The 18,664-nt window shown below is 64.4% G+C and carries 19 protein-coding genes and 2 pseudogenes; 13 read left to right on the top strand and 8 right to left on the bottom strand.

Annotation, left to right across the window (positions count from 1 at the left end; all coding sequences use genetic code 11):
* Positions 1 to 135 (bottom strand): annotated as a pseudogene (locus tag C5O79_RS37765) (AMP-dependent synthetase); the annotation flags it as partial.
* A gap of 318 nt (positions 136 to 453) precedes the next feature.
* Between C5O79_RS37765 and C5O79_RS37755 the strand changes: the two are divergent.
* From C5O79_RS37755 to C5O79_RS37715, 9 genes are all read left to right on the top strand, one after another.
* A complete protein-coding gene (locus tag C5O79_RS37755; protein WP_122474194.1) occupies positions 454 to 1,347 on the top strand; it encodes a DMT family transporter in 894 nt (297 codons plus the stop codon).
* A 113-nt stretch (positions 1,348 to 1,460) separates the two neighbouring features.
* Positions 1,461 to 2,084 carry a TIGR00645 family protein gene (locus C5O79_RS37750; protein ID WP_039370107.1) on the top strand — a complete coding sequence of 208 codons (624 nt, stop codon included), beginning with the start codon at positions 1,461 to 1,463 and terminating at the stop codon, positions 2,082 to 2,084.
* Between the two features lie 33 nt (positions 2,085 to 2,117).
* Positions 2,118 to 3,641, top strand: a complete 1,524-nt coding sequence (locus C5O79_RS37745) for a fumarate hydratase (RefSeq protein ID WP_089440623.1) — start codon at positions 2,118 to 2,120, stop codon at positions 3,639 to 3,641.
* Between the two features lie 194 nt (positions 3,642 to 3,835).
* Entirely contained in the window at positions 3,836 to 4,312 is a 477-nt protein-coding gene (bfr, locus tag C5O79_RS37740; RefSeq protein ID WP_039370101.1) for a bacterioferritin, read from the top strand.
* 39 nt (positions 4,313 to 4,351) lie between these two features.
* A complete protein-coding gene (gene murI, locus C5O79_RS37735; protein ID WP_122474195.1) occupies positions 4,352 to 5,212 on the top strand; it encodes a glutamate racemase in 861 nt (286 codons plus the stop codon).
* A gap of 151 nt (positions 5,213 to 5,363) precedes the next feature.
* Complete coding sequence (locus C5O79_RS37730; RefSeq protein ID WP_039370093.1) at positions 5,364 to 5,600, top strand: (2Fe-2S)-binding protein; 237 nt, start codon at positions 5,364 to 5,366, stop codon at positions 5,598 to 5,600.
* Between the two features lie 218 nt (positions 5,601 to 5,818).
* Entirely contained in the window at positions 5,819 to 6,550 is a 732-nt protein-coding gene (locus C5O79_RS37725; RefSeq protein ID WP_122474196.1) for an energy transducer TonB, read from the top strand.
* Between the two features lie 36 nt (positions 6,551 to 6,586).
* On the top strand, positions 6,587 to 7,318 hold the full coding sequence (locus C5O79_RS37720) for a MotA/TolQ/ExbB proton channel family protein (protein ID WP_131932299.1): 732 nt from the start codon (positions 6,587 to 6,589) through the stop codon (positions 7,316 to 7,318).
* Positions 7,319 to 7,331: 13 nt separating this feature from the next.
* Positions 7,332 to 7,760 (top strand): biopolymer transporter ExbD, encoded by a 429-nt coding sequence (locus tag C5O79_RS37715; RefSeq protein WP_039370086.1) that lies wholly within the window; start codon positions 7,332 to 7,334, stop codon positions 7,758 to 7,760.
* A 375-nt stretch (positions 7,761 to 8,135) separates the two neighbouring features.
* Here C5O79_RS37715 and C5O79_RS37710 read toward each other — a convergent pair whose 3' ends face one another.
* Positions 8,136 to 9,110 carry a LysR family transcriptional regulator gene (locus tag C5O79_RS37710; RefSeq protein ID WP_046546127.1) on the bottom strand — a complete coding sequence of 325 codons (975 nt, stop codon included), beginning with the start codon at positions 9,108 to 9,110 and terminating at the stop codon, positions 8,136 to 8,138.
* Between the two features lie 122 nt (positions 9,111 to 9,232).
* On the opposite strand from C5O79_RS37710, the gene C5O79_RS37705 reads away from it, so the two are divergent.
* The 3 genes from C5O79_RS37705 (at position 9,233) to C5O79_RS37695 (ending at position 11,078) form a co-directional block, all read left to right on the top strand.
* The gene (locus C5O79_RS37705; RefSeq protein ID WP_122474197.1) at positions 9,233 to 10,105 is read left to right on the top strand and encodes a pirin family protein; all 873 of its coding nucleotides are present in this window, start codon (positions 9,233 to 9,235) and stop codon (positions 10,103 to 10,105) included.
* A 99-nt stretch (positions 10,106 to 10,204) separates the two neighbouring features.
* Positions 10,205 to 10,687: an SRPBCC family protein gene (locus C5O79_RS37700; protein WP_039370078.1), complete on the top strand. Its 483-nt coding sequence runs from the start codon at positions 10,205 to 10,207 to the stop codon at positions 10,685 to 10,687.
* A gap of 139 nt (positions 10,688 to 10,826) precedes the next feature.
* A complete protein-coding gene (locus C5O79_RS37695) occupies positions 10,827 to 11,078 on the top strand; it encodes a hemin uptake protein HemP (protein ID WP_122474198.1) in 252 nt (83 codons plus the stop codon).
* 271 nt (positions 11,079 to 11,349) lie between these two features.
* Here C5O79_RS37695 and C5O79_RS37690 read toward each other — a convergent pair whose 3' ends face one another.
* From C5O79_RS37690 to uvrB, 5 genes are all read right to left on the bottom strand, one after another.
* The gene (locus C5O79_RS37690; RefSeq protein WP_039370073.1) at positions 11,350 to 12,747 is read right to left on the bottom strand and encodes a 4Fe-4S binding protein; all 1,398 of its coding nucleotides are present in this window, start codon (positions 12,745 to 12,747) and stop codon (positions 11,350 to 11,352) included.
* Positions 12,744 to 13,586: an FTR1 family protein gene (locus C5O79_RS37685; RefSeq protein WP_047852092.1), complete on the bottom strand. Its 843-nt coding sequence runs from the start codon at positions 13,584 to 13,586 to the stop codon at positions 12,744 to 12,746. Before C5O79_RS37685 ends, C5O79_RS37690 begins: the two co-directional genes overlap by 4 nt.
* Before the next feature lie 58 nt (positions 13,587 to 13,644).
* Entirely contained in the window at positions 13,645 to 13,977 is a 333-nt protein-coding gene (locus C5O79_RS37680) for a cupredoxin domain-containing protein (protein WP_046546132.1), read from the bottom strand.
* A 55-nt stretch (positions 13,978 to 14,032) separates the two neighbouring features.
* Positions 14,033 to 14,584 carry an iron transporter gene (locus C5O79_RS37675; protein WP_039370067.1) on the bottom strand — a complete coding sequence of 184 codons (552 nt, stop codon included), beginning with the start codon at positions 14,582 to 14,584 and terminating at the stop codon, positions 14,033 to 14,035.
* Between the two features lie 220 nt (positions 14,585 to 14,804).
* Positions 14,805 to 16,895: an excinuclease ABC subunit UvrB gene (gene uvrB / locus C5O79_RS37670; protein ID WP_047852090.1), complete on the bottom strand. Its 2,091-nt coding sequence runs from the start codon at positions 16,893 to 16,895 to the stop codon at positions 14,805 to 14,807.
* Positions 16,896 to 17,162: 267 nt separating this feature from the next.
* Here uvrB and C5O79_RS37665 point away from each other — a divergent pair, with 267 nt between their 5' ends.
* A complete protein-coding gene (locus C5O79_RS37665) occupies positions 17,163 to 18,362 on the top strand; it encodes an amino acid aminotransferase (RefSeq protein ID WP_039370061.1) in 1,200 nt (399 codons plus the stop codon).
* A 111-nt stretch (positions 18,363 to 18,473) separates the two neighbouring features.
* Here the strand turns inward: C5O79_RS37665 and C5O79_RS37660 are convergent.
* Positions 18,474 to 18,664 (bottom strand): annotated as a pseudogene (locus tag C5O79_RS37660) (3-hydroxybutyrate dehydrogenase); the annotation flags it as partial.

Raw genomic sequence — 18,664 nt, 5'->3', positions numbered from 1 at the left:
TCCTTCGTAATCGCTTTCGGCTTCGGCGGCGAGCGCACGATAGGCCGGCATGCCGGAAATGGTCGCCGCCTGTTCGAGCGCCGCGGGCGGCGCAAACTGACGGGTTTCGTGAAGAACCGATTCAATCGCAGACATCGACTACCCCTTGGTGAACATGAATCCTCTGCATGGCGGCGCGATCGTGCGCGCCGCGCGTCTTGGCCGGCGCAAGCGCGCCGCTGTCTCCTACCCACCCACCCGCGCACGGCCCGAAGGCTGCTGCGCGATGCTGCGCCGCACCACGTCACACGACGGCGACCGGGCGACCCGACAGTTTCCACAATAAGCGCTCGAACTTACCCGTCACTTACGCGGCACGGCCGTTTCGCCCGTCGGGCGGCGCCCGCTTGCAGCTTTACGCTGTAACGAGCGCGACCCTACAATCCTAACTGAACTCGCCTTCCGGATTCCAGCTTGAATCGCTACGCTTTCTTTCTCGTGCTGTCGATGCTGTTCGTCGGCAGCAATGTCGGTATCGGTAAATCGATCGTCGTCTTCGTTCCCGTCGCCATCCTTGCCACGCTGCGCTTCGTGATCGCGATCGCCGTGCTTTGGCCGCTGTTCAGCCCGGTGAAAATGCGCACGGTCAAGCCTGGCGAATGGCTGAACCTGTTCCTGCAAGCGTTCTTCGGCACCTTCATGTTCACGCTGCTGATGCTGAACGGCGTGCAGCGCACGAGCGCGGTCGCGGCCGGCGTGATCACCAGCACGATCCCCGCGATCGTCGCGCTGTTCGCGTGGCTGATCCTGCGTGAAAAACCGAACGGCCGTGCGCTCGTGTCGATCGCACTCGCGATCGCCGGCGTCGTGACGATCAACCTCGCGAACGGCAGCGCGGCCGGGCACGGCGCGTCGTCGCTGACCGGCAACCTGCTGATCCTCGGCGCGGTGTGCTGCGAATCGATCTACGTGATCCTGTCGCGCCGCCTCACGCAGACGCTCGCGCCGATCGACATCTGCGCGTACACGCACCTGTTCGGCCTGTGCCTGATGCTGCCGCTCGGCGCGACGGCCATGTGGCATTTCGATTACGCGAGCGTGCCGGCCGGCACCTGGGCGCTCGTCGTCTGGTATGGCCTGTCGGCCAGCATCTTCTCGTTCTGGCTGTGGATGAAAGGCATCCGGCACGTGCCGGGCAGCCTCGCCGGCGTGTTCAGCGCGGTGCTGCCGGTCGCGGCCGCCGCGTATGGCATCGCGTTCCTCGGCGAGCGTCCGACGCTCGCGCACGGCATCGCGCTCGCGTGCGTGGTCACCGGCATCGTGCTGGCCAGCCTGCGCGTGAAACGCGTGCCGGCCGCCGCCTCCTGATCCGTCCCCGGCAGTGCCGGCGCGTCGCTGCAGTCGCGCCGGCCGACGCGTTACAATAGCGCGCCTTTTCAAGATTACCCCCGATACCAGCGCACCGCGCCCGACTGTCCACCATGTCTGCCCCGCATTCGCCCGGCCGCCCCGCGCGTCGCCCGCTTCGCCCGCTTCCCGCGCTGATTTTCATGAGCCGCTGGCTCCAGGTTCCGCTCTACCTCGGCCTGATCGTTGCGCAGGCCGTCTACGTGTTCCTGTTCCTGAAGGAAGTCTGGCACCTGCTGTCGCATGCAACGAGCCTCGACGAAATCAGCGTGATGCTCGCGGTGCTCGGCCTGATCGACGTGGTGATGATCTCGAACCTGCTGATCATGGTGATCGTCGGCGGTTACGAAACGTTCGTGTCGCGCCTCGGCATCGAGGGCCACCCCGACGAGCCCGAGTGGCTCGACCACGTGAACGCGGGCGTGCTGAAGGTCAAGCTGTCGATGGCGCTGATCAGCATTTCGTCGATCCACTTGCTGAAGACCTTCATCAACCCCGACCAGCACACGATGCACGCGATCATGTGGCAGGTGATCATCCACGTGTCGTTCCTGGTGTCGGCGCTCGTGATGGCGTGGGTCGACCGCCTGACGACGCACACGCACCCGGCCCATTTCCACGAGCCGCACGCCCACGGCGCGCATGCGCCCGCGGCGAACGAGCCCCGCAAGCCGGCCGACGCAGCCGTCAACGCATAACGCATTCCCCACAGTCCTCACAGAGTCTCAGCCATGACCGTCATCAAACAGGAAGACTTGATCCAGAGCATCGCGGATTCGCTGCAGTACATCAGCTACTACCATCCGCTCGACTACATCCAGGCCCTCGGCCGCGCGTACGAGCTGGAAGAAAGCCCGGCCGCGAAGGACGCGATCGCGCAGATCCTCACGAACAGCCGCATGTGCGCGGAAGGCCGCCGCCCGATCTGCCAGGACACCGGCATCGTCACGATCTTCGTGAAGGTCGGCATGGACGTGCGCTGGGACGGCGCGACGATGGGCCTCACCGACATGATCAACGAAGGCGTGCGCCGCGGTTACACGCACCCGGACAACGTGCTGCGCGCATCGATCGTCAATCCGCCGGAAGGTGCCCGCAAGAACACGAAGGACAACACGCCGGCCGTGATCCACTACGAGATCGTGCCGGGCGACAAGGTCGACGTGCAGGTCGCGGCAAAGGGCGGCGGCTCGGAGAACAAGTCGAAGTTCGTGATGCTGAACCCGTCCGACTCGATCGTCGACTGGGTGCTGAAGACGGTCCCGACGATGGGCGCGGGCTGGTGCCCGCCCGGCATGCTGGGGATCGGTATCGGCGGCACCGCTGAAAAGGCGATGCTGATGGCGAAGGAATCGCTGATGGAGCCGATCGACATCCAGGAAATCATCGCGCGCGGCCCGAAGGACTGGGTCGAGGAACTGCGCGTCGAACTGCACGAGAAGGTCAACGCGCTCGGTATCGGCGCCCAGGGCCTCGGCGGCCTCGCAACGGTGCTCGACGTGAAGATCATGGCGGCACCGACGCATGCGGCATCGAAGCCGGTCGCGCTGATCCCGAACTGCGCGGCGACGCGCCACGCGCACTTCGTGCTCGACGGCTCGGGCCCGGCCAAGCTTGAAGCGCCTTCGCTCGATGCGTGGCCGAAGGTCAACTGGGAACCGAACACGGAAACCAGCAAGCGCGTCGACCTGAACACGCTGACGCCGGAAGAAGTCGCGAGCTGGACGCCGGGCCAGACGCTGCTGCTGTCGGGCAAGATGCTCACGGGCCGCGACGCTGCGCACAAGCGCATCGCCGACATGCTCGCGAAGGGCGAGAAGCTGCCGGTCGACTTCACGAACCGCGTGATCTACTACGTCGGCCCGGTCGATCCGGTCCGCGACGAAGTGGTCGGCCCGGCAGGCCCGACGACGGCCACGCGCATGGACAAGTTCACCGAGACGATGCTCGCGCAAACCGGCCTGATCTCGATGGTCGGCAAGGCCGAGCGCGGCCCGGTCGCGATCGACGCGATCAAGAAGCACAAGGCGGCCTACCTGATGGCCGTCGGCGGTGCGGCTTATCTCGTGTCGAAGGCGATCCGCGGCGCGAAGGTGCTCGCGTTCGAAGACCTCGGCATGGAAGCGATCTACGAGTTCGACGTACAGGACATGCCGGTGACGGTCGCCGTCGATTCGTCGGGCACGTCGGTGCACCAGACCGGTCCGAAGGAGTGGCAGGCGAAGATCGGCAAGATCCCGGTCGCAACCGCTTAAGCGCGATCGAACGAAAGGCCGGACGCGAGTCCGGCCTTTTTACTTCTCATTCTCATTATTGCGTGTGGCCGGTTGTTCGAGGCTGATTCTCATTACACGCAAAAGCCAGGCCCGGCAAGGCTTTGAGGCTTGGCTTTTCTCGTTCGAGCGATTATCGTTCGGTTTCTGAAGCCCCACTGAACAAGGAACAAGCCATGCAAGGCGACAAGAAAGTCATCGAATATCTGAACGCCCAGTTGAAGAATGAACTCACGGCGATCAACCAGTACTTCCTGCATGCGCGCATGTACAAGCACTGGGGCCTCGAGAAGCTCGGCAAGCACGAGTACGACGAGTCGATCGGCGAAATGAAGCATGCCGACTGGCTGATCGAGCGCGTCTTCATGCTCGACGGCCTGCCGAACCTGCAGGATCTGCACAAGCTGCTCGTCGGCGAGGAAACCGAAGAGATCCTGAAGTGCGACCTGAAGCTCGAACAGATCTCGCAGTCCACCTGCAAGGAAGCGATTGCCTACTGCGAATCGGTTCGCGACTACGTGTCGCGCGAGATCTTCGAAAAGATCCTCGACGACACCGAAGAGCACATCGACTGGCTGGAAACGCAGATCGACCTGATCGGCAAGGTCGGCCTGCAGAACTACCAGCAAACGATGATGGGCACGCCGGAGTAAACTCGCTCCACGCTTCCCGCTACCGCCCCCGGCCCGTTCATGTCGACACCTTCCGTCATTCCTGCGACGCCCACGACCGTCGCGCCTATCGGCATCTTCGATTCAGGGCTGGGCGGACTGTCGGTGCTGCGCGCCGTGCGCGCGCAGTTGCCCGGCGAATCGTTCATCTACGTCGCCGATTCGCACCATGCGCCGTATGGTCCGCGCGATGAAGCGTTCATTACGGAACGCACGCTGGCAATCGGCCAGTGGCTGGCCCGCGAAGGGGCGAAAGCGCTCGTCATCGCCTGCAACACCGCGACTGCACGCGCGATCGCCACGGTCCGCGAGCACCTGTCGATACCGCTCGTCGGCGTCGAGCCGGGCATCAAGCCGGCCGCCGCCCTGTCCGCGAGCGGCGTCGCCGGCGTCCTCGCCACGCAGTCGACGCTGAACAGCCCGCGCTTCCAGGCGCTGCTCGACCGCTACGGCGCCGGCCGCCGCTTCATCTGCCAGCCCGGCCACGGGCTCGTCGAAGCCATCGAGCGCGGTGATACGAATTCGCCCGCGTTGCGCGCGTTGCTCGACAGCTACCTGCAACCGATGGTCGACGACGGCGCCGACACGCTGGTACTCGGCTGCACGCATTACCCGTTCTTCGCGGAAACGATTCGTGACCTTGTGGGCGACCGCATGACGCTCGTCGACACCAGCGACGCGATCGCGCGCCAGCTCGTGCGGGTGCTCGACGAGCGCAACCTGCGCGCACCGGTCGGCACGCGCGCGGCACCGCCCCGCTTCTGCTCGACCAGCGACGGCCGCCAGTTGCAGGTACTCGCATCGACGCTGCTCGGCCTCGCCGCACCGGTCGAATCCGTCACCATTTCCTCGCCTAACGCGCGCGCCTGCGCGACCGCCTGACACCGGACGGCACGCCCTGTTCCGCGTGCCGCTTCACCTCCCCCGCCGTTTCAAGGGTCCGATGACCTTAAAAAAAGCCCGACCCGGGCTTGTCAACACCCGCAAATTTAATGATAATAATTCGCATTAACGTTAGCTATCGCAACTCACCATGATCGTCTGCGTGTGCAAGTCTGTTTCCGATCGCAAGATTCGCGCGTCCCTCGCAGAGGGCGTGAACTCTTTCGATGAACTCCAGTTCGAGCTTGGCGTGGCCACGTGCTGCGGCAAGTGCGAGGAGTCCGTACGCGATCTCATGGCCGAACAGGGCGTCTGCGCGAGCCGGTGCGGTGTCGAGCATCATGCTCACCCGATCCCGGTCACGTTCTACGAACGCAAGGCCGCCTGACCGGCGCCGAGTGTGCGCATGCGGCCCTGGCCGCATTTTTTGTTTTGACCGTCAGCAAGCCACCGTCTGCGCGAGCCAGCGGCTTACCTGCCAAGGAGCCTGTCATGGAATTGCTGATCGGATTTGTGACCACCGTTTGCATCTCGCTGCTGATCTTCCGCAAGTGATGCCGATTCACCCGCCGCGCCCCGGGTGCGACATCGTTCTTTCAAGCTAACATGCAGGCTTCGCATCTCGCTCCTGCCGGCGCCGTGCCGGCTGCATCCCGTATGAATCCCCGAGTGATCGTCGTCGCGGTCGGCGTGCTTGCCGCACATGCGATCATGCTGACGGCCGCCTGGCTCCATCGCAACGCGCCGCCGCCGCCGAAGGAGATCGAGGTTCAGTCGATCACCGCGCAGCTCATTGCGCCTGCACCTCCGGCCCAGCCGGTCGCGGTCCGGTCGGCCGCGCAGCAGCCTGCGCCGCCCAAGCCCACGCCGCGCGTGAAGCCGAAGGTCGAGCCGAAGCCGGTGCAGAAAGCGGTCCCGGCGCCCCAGCCCGTCTCGCAGGCACCGTCGCCGACGCCCGCGCCGGCAGTGGCCGATCCGACACCGGCTCCCGCCGCGCCGGCGCCAGCTGCACCGGCTGCAGCACCCGGCCCGGCGCGCGAGACGATGCAGGTCGGCGCGCCGAAGAACGTGTCGGCGCTCACCTGCAATTTCGTCAAGCCGACTTATCCGTCGATGTCGCGCCGTCGCGGCGAAACGGGCACGGCCTATGTTCACTTCATCATCGGCGTGACGGGCAAGATCGAAAGCGTCCAGTTGCAGAAGAGCAGCGGCTACCCGCGTCTCGACGAAGCCGCGCTCGAGGCGACGCGCGCCAGCACCTGCCCGCCGTATATCGAGAACGGCCAGGCGATCCGTGCCGCCCATACGCTGCCCTTCAACTTCACGCTTGACGATTAACCCGTCATATTCGGTAGATTCAAAGGAAACAAGAAAATGCAAAGCTACGGTATCGCGCACGTCTGGGCGCAAGGTGATTTCGTCACGCGCGCCATCGCGATCACGCTGCTCGTGATGTCGGTCCTGTCGTGGATCGTGATCGTCATCAAGGGCTGGAACGTGATCCGCCTGAACCGCCTGACGAAGAACGCGGAACAGGCATTCTGGCATTCGGACAACTTCGACGACGGCATCAAGAAGCTCGGTCTTGCCGCATCGACGCCGAACGACAACCCGTTCCTCACGCTCGCGCTGTCGGGCAAGGAAGCCGCCGATCACCACCACCAGACGCAACCGCACCTGCACGACCGCATGGACGTGTCGGACTGGGTCACGCGCTGTCTGAAGGACACGATGGACGAAGGCATCTCGCGCATGCAGAGCGGTCTCGCGATCCTCGCGTCGGTCGGCAGCACGGCGCCGTTCGTCGGCCTGTTCGGCACGGTCTGGGGCATCTACCACGCACTGCTCGCGATCGGCGCATCCGGCCAGACGTCGATCGACCAGGTCGCGGGCCCGGTCGGCGAATCGCTGATCATGACCGCCTTCGGCCTGTTCGTCGCGATTCCGGCGGTGCTCGGCTACAACGCACTCACCCGCGCGAACAAGGGTGTCGTCAGCAAGCTGCGCCGCTTCGCGCACGGTCTGCATGCGTACTTCGTGACGGGCGCGAGCCTTGCCTCGTCGTCGACGCGCGACGGCCTGCGTCTCGCGACGCGCGCCAGCTGAGGCGGGGTGAACCATGGCAATGAACACCGGCTTCAGCGACGATGACGACGATGCAGTGATGAGCGAGATCAACATGACGCCGCTCGTCGACGTCATGCTCGTACTCCTGATCATTTTCCTCGTGACGATCCCGGCGATGCAGCATGCGGTGAAGATCGACCTGCCGCACGCCAGCAGCCAGCCCGTCGACGAAAAGCCGCAGACGGTCGACGTCGCGATCCAGGGTGACGGCACGATCCTGTGGGACGACCACACGGTCACGCGCGCACAATTGCAGGAACGCATCGCGGAAGCGGCAAAACGCACGCCGCAACCGGAGTTGCACCTGCGTGCCGACCGCAAGGTCGCGTACGAACACGTCGCGGAAGTGATGTCGGATGCGCAGGCAGGCGGCCTGACGAAGCTCGGCTTCGTCACGGAGCCGGGCGCGAAAGCGAAGTAACGCGCGCACGTCTTGCGGTAACGCATCGCCACCAGTGCCTCGCCGGCCGCACACAAGTAAAAGGCCTTCATCGCCAGATGAAGGCCTTTTTTCATGCGCACGCGGGCGCCTTCGGGCGGCGGGCTCTTTGGCGGTATCGGTTGCGCCTCGAGCAACGCAAATGCGACTCTGCCGTGGTCTGCACGGACTGCGCGTTCTGCCCTATCTGGCTCACAATATATGCGGCCACCTGATTTCGCTCAGAACTTCCTTCACGAAATGGGATTTCAATATAGGCCTGCGCGCACGCGCATTCAAGGTTCCGGCGATTGAAACTTGCGATTGCAGGCGACGCTTCAATGACAAAACAAATTTGCGTCGCAGTGCGCGTCGTGTTCAGGTCGCCGAAACATCGGCCGCCGCTTCCTTCTTCGCGCGTTCCGGGCACCCCGGATCCTTGTAGGCACCGTGATCGAGCTTCTCGACCAGGTAGTCGACGAACGCACGCACCGCGGGCGGCATCCCCTGCCGCGACACGAACACCGCATACAGTTGCGGCACCGGCAACGTCCAGCCCGGCATCACCGGCGACAGTTGCCCCGCGCGCAGCGCATTGCCGTACATCATCTCCGGCAGTGCCGCGATGCCGAGGCCATCGAGCACGGCTTCACGGATCGTCATCAGGTCGGCCGTCACGAGCCGCGGATCGTGTTCGTGTATGTGACGCGTTCCGTCCGGCGCGATCAGGTTGAACACGTGCCGCCCATCGACGCTCGGCGTATCGAGCGTCTCGAAGCCGCTCAGGTCGTCCGGTACCAGCGGCGGCGCATTCTGGCTCAGCAGGCTCGGCGCGCCGACCAGCATCTGCTCGGTGCGCCACAGCGGCCGCACGACGATGTTCGCGTTCTGCGGCGGCTCCGAGCGCACGCGCAGCGCGACGTCGATCGAATCCTCGAACAGGTCGATCACGCGATTCGTCACGCGCACGTGCACCTTCACCTCGGGATAGCGACGCAGGAATTCGGGCAGGATGCGCGACAGCATCGTCTGCGACAGCGTCACGGGCACGCTGACGCGCACCGAGCCGCGTGGCGATGAGCGCAACTGCTGCACCGCGTTCATCGCCGCCTGCGCTTCCGCCAGCATCGCCCGGCAATGCTGGTAGAACAGCTCCCCCGCCTCGGTCAGCGCGAGCTTGCGTGTGGAGCGCTGCAACAGGCGCACGCCGAGCGCCGCCTCGAGTTCGGTCAGGCGCCGCGACAGGCGCGATTTCGAGATGCCCAGCACGCGCTCCGCGGCCGAGAAACCGCCATGTTCGACGACCTGCGAAAAGTACATGAGGTCGTTCAGGTTATGTGCATCGATATTCATCTCATCGTTCCATTTTCAGAACAATCCATTGCGAACCGTCGCGAATCGAACGGTAAAACGCCCAATATAATAGCGCTATGTTTCAAAAATAACGCTATTCCGATCATTTCGAGGGTATCCGCATGACGACCGCTCGCTCGCTTGACCGCACCTACCCCGCGCTTCGCACGACCGAAGGCGGCGGCTTCGTGGTTCATCGCCCGTTCCCGACCCGGCTGCTGATGGATTTCGATCCGTTCCTGCTGCTCGACGAAATGGGCCCCGTCGACTACGCACCTGGCGAAGCCAAGGGCGCCCCCGACCATCCGCATCGCGGCTTCGAGACCGTGACCTACGCGCTCGACGGGCGCTTCCGCCATCGCGACTCGTCCGGCCATACCGGCACGCTCGGCCCGGGCGATGTGCAATGGATGACGGCGGGCGCCGGCGTCGTGCACAGCGAGATGCCGGATCCGGAATTCGCGCAGGCGGGCGGTCGCTCCCACGGTTTCCAGCTGTGGGTCAACCTGCCGCGCCGCGACAAGCTGATCGCGCCGCGCTACCAGGAGATCCCCGCCGACCGCATCCCGACCGCCACCTCACCTGACGGCCGCGCGCGGGTGCGCGTGATCGCAGGCGAAGCGTTCGGCGTCCGCGCCGCGATCGAGACACGTACACCGATCCTCTACCAGCATTTCACGCTGCAGCCGGGCGCCACGGTCACGCAGACCGTCCCCGCAGGCTATCGCGTGTTCGCCTATCCGATCGACGGAACGGGCCTCTACGGGCCCGCCAGGCAGGCGGTCCACGCACGGCACATGGTCGTGTACTGCGACGACGGCGACACGGTCACGTTCGCTGCCGGCGACACGTCGCTCGACCTGTTGCTGATCGGCGGCGTGCCGCTCAACGAGCCGATCGTCCGCTACGGCCCGTTCGTGATGAACACCGAGGAAGAGATCCGGCAGGCGGTCGTCGACTACCAGACCGGTCGCATGGGGCGCATCGAAGCATGACGCACGGACGGGCGCACAGGTGCCGCGAAACCGCCCGTTTTGCGTCACAATGACTTCTTGAACCACGTGGCCGCCCGCCACCAGAAGGAACCCGTCCCCTTGAACTTCGAACATCTGATCCAGATCAATTCCGACGATCCGGCCGTGCCGACCCTCACCCGCGACCAGCTCTGGGAAGGTCTCGTGTTGCGCGCTGAACAGCCGCAACTGTTCGTGCTCGGTCTCGACAGCTGTGTCGTCCACGAACGGACGGACACGACGCTCGAACGTGAGTTGCACTACGGTCACGCGACCGTGCGCGACCACGTCACGTTCACGCCGAACCAGCAGGTTCGCTACGACATCCTCGCCGCCGATGGCGAGATCGGCGGCTCGCTGACGATGACGATCGAGGAACGCGACGACCACGAGCTGTTCCTGCGTTTCGAATACCGCACGACGCTGGTCGTCACTGACGACAGCGAAGACGCGCGGCAGACACACGGGATCGTCAAGGAAGCGTACCGCACATCGGATATCGACACGGTCCGCCTGATCCGCGAGTACGCGCAGGGCCGCAAAGACCCCGATCCGCTGCACTGAACCCGGTGGCGGCCTGCGGGGCCGCCCATTTGAATCAAGCTATCGGGTTCGCCATTTCGATCGATAAAGAGTTTTTGTAAATGGGAATAGTTATCATTTAGAATTCATTCCATCGTATCGACAGTCACCGATCAACCGAATGACCGACACCATGCGCCCGACCCCGACCACGCTGACCTTGCGCCGCACGACCGGCACCACGGGCAGCAGCCGTCAGAAGACGGCAGCGGTCACCACGCCGGCGAAGCCTGCCGGCAACCGCGAAGCAGGCACGCGGGTCGTCAGCAGCGATGCGCTGCTGCAAGGCCAAAGCCACGTCAGCATCGCGCATAACGGAGAGACCTATCAGTTGCGCGCCACACGGCTCGGTAAACTGATCCTGACGAAGTAAGACAGAGTATTGTGGGGACCACCTCCCTGAGAGGTGTTGGGCAGTAGCCAGCGTAACGGCTTGCACGCGAGATCTAGACCCCTTCGTGCAAACACACTCAAGCAGCCGTTGCAGCAAGCCAAGCCACTTTTTTGGTTCTCGCACAAGGAAGAAAAAAGCGACACGTCGAAGGACGTGTCGCTTTTCTATTTGGGCGGCCCATGCGCGAAGCATGCCGCCCAGGTTCGCTACCGCGTCGATGCGTGACCGCCGAAGCGGCACGCGATCCGCTTCAGAACCCCCAGAACATCAACCACCATGCGCTGTCGATGACGGCAAGCCCGGCGGCGAACCACGCGAATGCCGCAAGCCGGCGCGGCCAGCCCGCATAGCGCCCCGTCACTTTCCATGCGAGCCACGCACTCCATGCGTTGGCGCCGACCAGGATCGCGATGCGCACATCGGTCGCCCAGCCGAGCGGCACATGCTCGGCACGCAGCAGCGACAGTGTCGTGGCCGACAGGCCAAGGAACACACCCGCGCCTGCAATCGGAATCAACGCCTGCGCAAGGTGATGCAGCCGCACGCGATCGAAGCGGCCGAGCATCAGCGTCGCGCCGGCCAGCAGCACCAGCAGCGCCGTGCCGTACACGAGCCCCGTGCCGACGATGTAGCTGATGACCAGCCCGCCGTCGAGCCACGAGAACACGTCGTTGCGATCCGGATAGTGCGTGAGCAGGAACCAAGGCGCATTCGTCTCGAGCGGCCACGTGATGTCATGGTCGATCAGCCAGCCCGCCAGCCATTGCTTGATCTGCACGAACCACGGGCTGACGGTCCAGTGGAACGCACCGATCGCGACGCCGAGCAGGCCGTACAGGATCAGCGCGGTGTCCCACGGGTTCGCCTGCTGCGCGCCGAGGTTCACGACTTCGTCGGACGGCGAGCGCAACGACAGCGAGATCGCATCCCGGTGCCCGCTGCAGCGGCCGCACATGTGGCAGTCCGCCGCGCCCTTCATGTTGCGCAACGGCACGAGCGGCGCGCAGTTGATCGGAATCACGCGATGGCCATGCTCGCCGTTCTTGTACGACCGGCGCCACGCATCCTCGTCGACCTTGTAGCGCATCGGCGCGAGCCGCGCGAGCAGCCCGAACACGCCGTTGACCGGGCACAGGTACTTGCACCATACGCGCTTCTCACGGCCATACAGCAAGCCGATCACGATCGCACCGACGGTCGAGCCGCCGAGCACGAACAGCACCGCGAGCGGGTACTGGTACACGCTCACCATCTGCCCGTAGATCGTCGTGAGCCCGAACGCGACGAACGGCCAGCCGCCCCACCGCATCCAGCGCGGAATCGGGCCGCCGCGGCCGAACTTGCTCGCGAATTCGGTGAGCGCACCTTCCGGACACAGCACGCCGCACCAGACACGGCCGAGCATCACCATCGACAGCAGCACGAACGGCCACCAGATGCCCCAGAACGTGAATTGCGCGATCAGCGTGAGGTTGTTCCACAGGTGCGCGGAGTCGTCCGGCAGCGGCAACACCGCCGGCACGATGATCAGGAACGCATAGACGGCGACGACGGCCCACTGGATGCCGCGGATCAGCGCACCGTGGCGCTGCATCCATTGACCGGCCTGCGCGAGCCAGCCCTGCTTGGCTGCGGCGACAACGCTCATGCCGCGCGACCTGCCGCGACCGCCGGACGACGGCTCGCGCGCTTCATCAGCAGCCAGACCACCGCCCAGTACACCGCATACGCAACCAGGTTGGTCAGCGCCGGGTGGGCACGATAGCCGGTAAGCGTGGCGACGAGCGAGCCGAACGTGCCCGAATCATCGAGGATCGCGGACGTGTCCCACACCTGCGAAATGCCGAGCGGCAGGATTTCCTTGTCGATCAGCTTGTCGACGCCGGTCTGGAACAGGCCTGCGCCGAGGAACAGCAGCATCACTTCGGTGACGCGGAAGAAATGCCGCCACGAGAAGTACTTGCCGCCGAGCTGAAGCAGATAGAACGTGAGGAACGCGAGGCCGAGACCGATCAATACCGCGAGCATCTGGCTGCCGTCGACGTGACCCGACTGGCCGAAACCGAGACCGTACAGGAAGATCACCGTCTCGCTGCCTTCGCGCGCGATCGCGAGCGCGACCAGCACCGCGACGCTCCACCAGTTCGAATCGCGCGTGCTCTGCTGTAGCGATTGCTCCATGTCGCGCTTCAGCGTGCGGCCGTGCCGGCGCATCCACAGCACCATCTGCACGATCAGCACGCATGCGATCAGCACCATGGCGGTCTGGAAGTAGTCCTGAGCGTCGCCGGACAGCACTTCGGTGAAACCGACCAGTGCGGCACCGAGGCCGACGGCCATCAGCAAGCCGACACCGACGCCGGCCCAGAGAAAAGGCAGGCCGCGGCGCGCGTCGTCGTCGCCGTTTTTCAGCCATGCATAGAGAATGCCGACGACGAGCAGCGCTTCGACGCTCTCCCGCCAGACGATGAACAAGATCTGACCCATCGATACCTCCTGACGCGCGGTACACCGGGCAGGTGCGCCCGCGCGCAGATAAAACGCATTACTTCGCGACGATCACGCCCTGCGCCTGCTGGTGGAAATCGTCGAAAAACTTGTATTCACCCGGTGACAACGGTGCGACGACCACGAACGAATCGGCGCCCGGCGCGAGCACCTTCTCCTTGCGCAGTTGCACGCTCTCGAATTCAGCGGCGCCCTTGCCGGTGTTCTTGATCTCGATCTTGAAGCGCTGGCCGGCCGGCACTTCGATGCGGGCGGGATTCAGCTTGCCGTCCGTCATTTCGAGCTTGAACGTCGGCAGATCGGCAGCATACGCTGCGCCGGCAAGCCACAGCGCAGCGGCTGCGGCCAAGACTTTCTGGGGAATTTTCATTCTGGATTCTCTACGCCGACGGCGCGCCGAAGCGCGCCGTCCGTGATGCCGCCGATCAGTAACCGCCCTTCTTGCCGATACCGGCGAACGGGAAGTCGTATTCGAGGGTAATGGGCTTGAACCATGCGCCCACGCCCGTTTCCTTGTCGATGTGACGGCCGAACGCCATGTGGCCCGTCTGCATCGGCGGCTTGACGACCATCGTCAGGTGGTACTTGCCCGGGCCGTTCAGCTTCACGTTGTCGCCGTAGTGGGGGCCGTCGCTCGCGACCATGCCCATCAGGTCGCCTTCAGCCTTCCACTTCGCGTCGCCCTGCTTCGTCAGCTTGTACGTGACCTGCAGGTACGGCATCCAGTCGCCTTCCGCGAAACCCGTCGGGTTGTTCTTGACCGCGTGGATGTCGGCCTCGAGGTGGATGTCGGAATCCGACGCCTTGCGCATCATCCCTTCCGGGTCCATCGTGATCGGCTGCAGGTACACCGCGCCGATTTCCATGCCGCCCTGGATCTGCTGCTTGCCGATCGGATATTCGGCAGCCGAGGCCGACATCGCGGCGAGCGCCGCCGCTACCGCAACCGTCGTGCGGATGAACGAAGAACCCAACATGGACACTCCTTGTTATTTGATCTGGAACCATGTGGACCGGCCGCCGGGCCGCCCCACTGAAAACACTAACGCAACGAATAACGTTAATGCGAACAATTCTCAATAATTATGGAGTTTAGCACCGAACCTGTTTCGGGACAAACGGGGAGCCGTGTAAACCCCTGATCCGACAAGGCTTACAGGCTCTTTACCGAATGATTTCGGTGACGCTTGGAAAGGTTTACCGACCGCCGTTGACGTGATCGCCGACGTTCGCGCCGAACACGCGCTCACGCAGCAGCGCAAGTTGGTCGCGGGTCGCGGCGGCCTTCTCGAACTCGAGGTTCTTCGCGTAGTCGGCCATCTGCTTCTCGAGGCGCTTGATTTCCTTGGCGAGCTGCTTTTCCGACATGTCCTCGAATTTCGCGCGCTGCTGCGCTTCCTTCAGCTCGGCGCGTGCCTCGTCCGCGTTGTAGACGCCGTCGATGATGTCCTTGATGCGCTTCACGACCCCGCGCGGCGTGATGCCCATCCTCTCATTGTGCGCGATCTGCTTCGCACGGCGCCGCTCGGTCTCGCCGATCGCGCGCTTCATCGACTCGGTCATGTTGTCCGCGTAGAGGATCGCCTTGCCGTTCACGTTCCGCGCAGCGCGGCCGATCGTCTGGATCAGTGAGCGCTCGGCGCGCAGGAAGCCCTCCTTGTCCGCGTCGAGGATCGCGACGAGCGACACCTCGGGAATATCGAGCCCTTCCCGCAACAGGTTGATCCCGACCAGCACGTCGAACGTGCCGAGCCGCAGGTCGCGGATGATCTCGACGCGCTCGACCGTGTCGATGTCGCTGTGCAGGTAACGCACCTTGACCCCGTGATCGGCGAGAAACTCGGTGAGCTGCTCCGCCATGCGCTTCGTCAGCACGGTGATCAGTACGCGCTCCTCGGCCTTCACGCGCGCGTTGATCTCGGCCAGCACGTCGTCGACCTGCGAGCTTGCCGGCCGTACTTCGATTTCCGGATCGACAAGGCCCGTCGGCCGCACGACCTGTTCGGCGATCTGCCCGGTCACGCTCTTCTCGTAGTCGGCCGGCGTGGCCGACACGAACACGACCTGGCGCATCTTGCGTTCGAACTCGGGGAACTTGAGCGGCCGGTTGTCCAGCGCCGAAGGCAGCCGAAACCCGTAGTTGACGAGGTTTTCCTTGCGCGCGCGGTCGCCGTTGTACATGCCGTTCAGCTGGCCGATCAGCACGTGCGATTCGTCGAGCAGCATCAGCGCATCGGGCGGCAGGTAGTCGACGAGGGTCGGCGGCGGGTCGCCGGGCGCCGCGCCCGAGAAATGCCGTGAGTAGTTCTCGATGCCCTTGCAGAAGCCGAGCTCCTGAAGCATCTCGAGATCGAAGCGCGTGCGCTGCTCGAGGCGCTGGGCCTCCACGAGCTTGCCGTCGCCGTGAAAGAACTCGAGCCGCTCGCGCAATTCGTCCTTGATCGTCTCGACCGCACGCATCACGGTGTCGCGCGGCGTCACGTAGTGCGACGACGGATACACGGTGAAGCGCGGGATCTTCTGCCGCACGCGCCCCGTCAGCGGGTCGAACAGCTGCAGCGTCTCGACCTCGTCGTCGAACAGTTCGACGCGCACGGCCAGCTCCGCGTGTTCGGCCGGGAAGATGTCGATCGTGTCGCCGCGCACGCGGAACGTGCCGCGCTGGAAATCCTGCTCGTTGCGCGTGTACTGCATCGCGATCAGCCGCGCGATCACGTCGCGCTGGCCGAGCTTGTCGCCGGCGCGCAAGGTCAGGATCATCTGGTGGTATTCGGACGGGTTGCCGATACCGTAGATCGCCGATACCGTCGCGACGATCACCACGTCGCGGCGCTCCATCAGGCTCTTCGTCGCCGACAGCCGCATCTGCTCGATGTGCTCGTTGATCGACGAGTCCTTCTCGATGAACAGGTCGCGCTGCGGCACATAGGCCTCGGGCTGGTAGTAGTCGTAGTACGAGACGAAGTACTCGACTGCATTGCGCGGGAAGAACTCGCGAAATTCCGAGTAGAGCTGAGCGGCGAGCGTCTTGTTCGGCGCGAACACGATCGCCGGGCGGCCGAGCCGCGCGATCGTGTTCGCCATCGTGAAGGTCTTGCCCGACCCCGTCACGCCGAGCAGCGTCTGGAACGAGAGACCGTCCTCGACCCCTTCGACGAGCGTCTGGATCGCGGTCGGCTGGTCGCCTGCGGGCGGATACGGCTGATACAGCTGGAACGGCGACCCTTCGAAGGTCACGAATTTCGATTCGTCGAGCGCGTCGCCGGTTTCGGCTTTATGTTCGGACATGGAATGCGGCCGGAGCGAGGGCAAAGGAAGCATTCTAGCGCTTCGTGGCCTCGCGAACTGCTGCCGGCTCCTGACGCGCGACCACCACCCGAAATCACGGTTCCCGGCCGAATTTCGCCGCCGAAACGCCGCCCCCGCCTGCGTGAATTCGCTACAATGTCAGGCTGCTGCGCTTTCCGGCGTCGTGCCTGCCCGCGCGCGGTCCATCTACCGCGCCCGCCCCGCCCGTTGAAAGCCTGACCCTCTTTTTACTACTGCCGAATCATCATGTCGCTCTTCTCCGCTGTCCAGCTTGCTCCCCGCGACCCGATCCTGGGCCTGAACGAAGCCTTCAACGCCGATGCGCGTCCGACCAAGGTCAATCTCGGCGTCGGTGTGTACACGAACGAAGAAGGCAAGATTCCGCTGCTGCGCGCGGTTCGCGATGCGGAGAAGGCACGTGTCGAGGCCGGCCTGCCGCGTGGCTACCTGCCGATCGACGGTATCGCCGCCTACGATGCGGCCGTGCAGAAGCTGCTGCTCGGCAATGACTCGCCGCTGATCGCAGCCGGCCGCGTGGTCACGGCCCAGGCACTGGGCGGCACGGGTGCACTGAAGATCGGCGCCGATTTCCTGCGCACCCTGAACCCGAACGTGAAGGTCGCGATCAGCGATCCGAGCTGGGAAAACCACCGCGCGCTGTTCGAAGCAGCCGGCTTCGAAGTCGTCGCATACCCGTACTACGACGCCGCCACCAACGGCGTGAACTTCGATGGCATGCTGTCGGCACTCAACAGCTACGCGGCAGGCACGATCGTCGTGCTGCACGCGTGCTGCCACAACCCGACCGGCGTGGACCTGACCGAAGCGCAATGGCAACAGGTCGTCGACGTCGTGAAGGCACGCAACCTCGTGCCGTTCCTCGACATCGCCTACCAGGGCTTCGGCGAGAACATCGAGGCCGATGCTGCCGCGGTGCGCCTGTTTGCCGCAGCCGACCTGAACGCATTCGTGTCGTCGTCGTTCTCGAAGTCGTTCTCGCTGTACGGCGAGCGCGTCGGCGCACTGTCGATCATCACGTCGAGCAAGGAAGAAGCGACGCGCGTGCTGTCGCAACTGAAGCGCGTGATCCGCACGAACTACTCGAACCCGCCGACCCATGGCGGCGCCGTGGTCGCGGCAGTGCTCGCTTCGCCGGAACTGCACGCTTCGTGGGTGCAGGAACTCGGTGAAATGCGCGATCGCATCCGCGCAATGCGCAATGGTCTCGTCGAGCGCCTGAAGGCAAGCGGCGTCGATCGCGACTTCAGCTTCATCAACGAGCAGCGCGGGATGTTCTCGTATTCGGGCCTGACCTCGGCGCAAGTCGATCGCCTGCGCGACGAGTTCGGCATCTACGCAGTCGGCACGGGTCGAATCTGCGTCGCCGCACTGAACACGCGCAACCTCGACGCGGTCGCCAATGCGGTCGCAGCCGTCCTGAAGTAATGCAGTGACCGGGCGGCAGCCATCATCGGCCCCGCCCTGCCGCAATGAAAACGCGCTCCGTGGAGCGCGTTTTTTTATGCCGTTCGCCAGCAGGCAGCGCCCCCGCCCGCATCACTGCATGAACCAGCCGTGACTGACGACGACCGACTGGCCCGTGAGCGCGGCGCTCGGGAAAGCCGACAGGAACAGCACCGTCTGCGCGACGTCCTGAACGGTCGTGAACACGCCGTCGACCGTATTGCCGAGCATCACCTTCTTCACCACTTCCTCTTCGCTGATGCCGAGCTCCTTCGCCTGCTCCG

The sequence above is a fragment of the Burkholderia sp. SRS-25 genome (assembly GCF_004343765.1).
In the GTDB taxonomy this organism is placed as follows: domain Bacteria; phylum Pseudomonadota; class Gammaproteobacteria; order Burkholderiales; family Burkholderiaceae; genus Burkholderia; species Burkholderia contaminans.
This window is presented reverse-complemented; position numbering and strand designations above follow the sequence as displayed.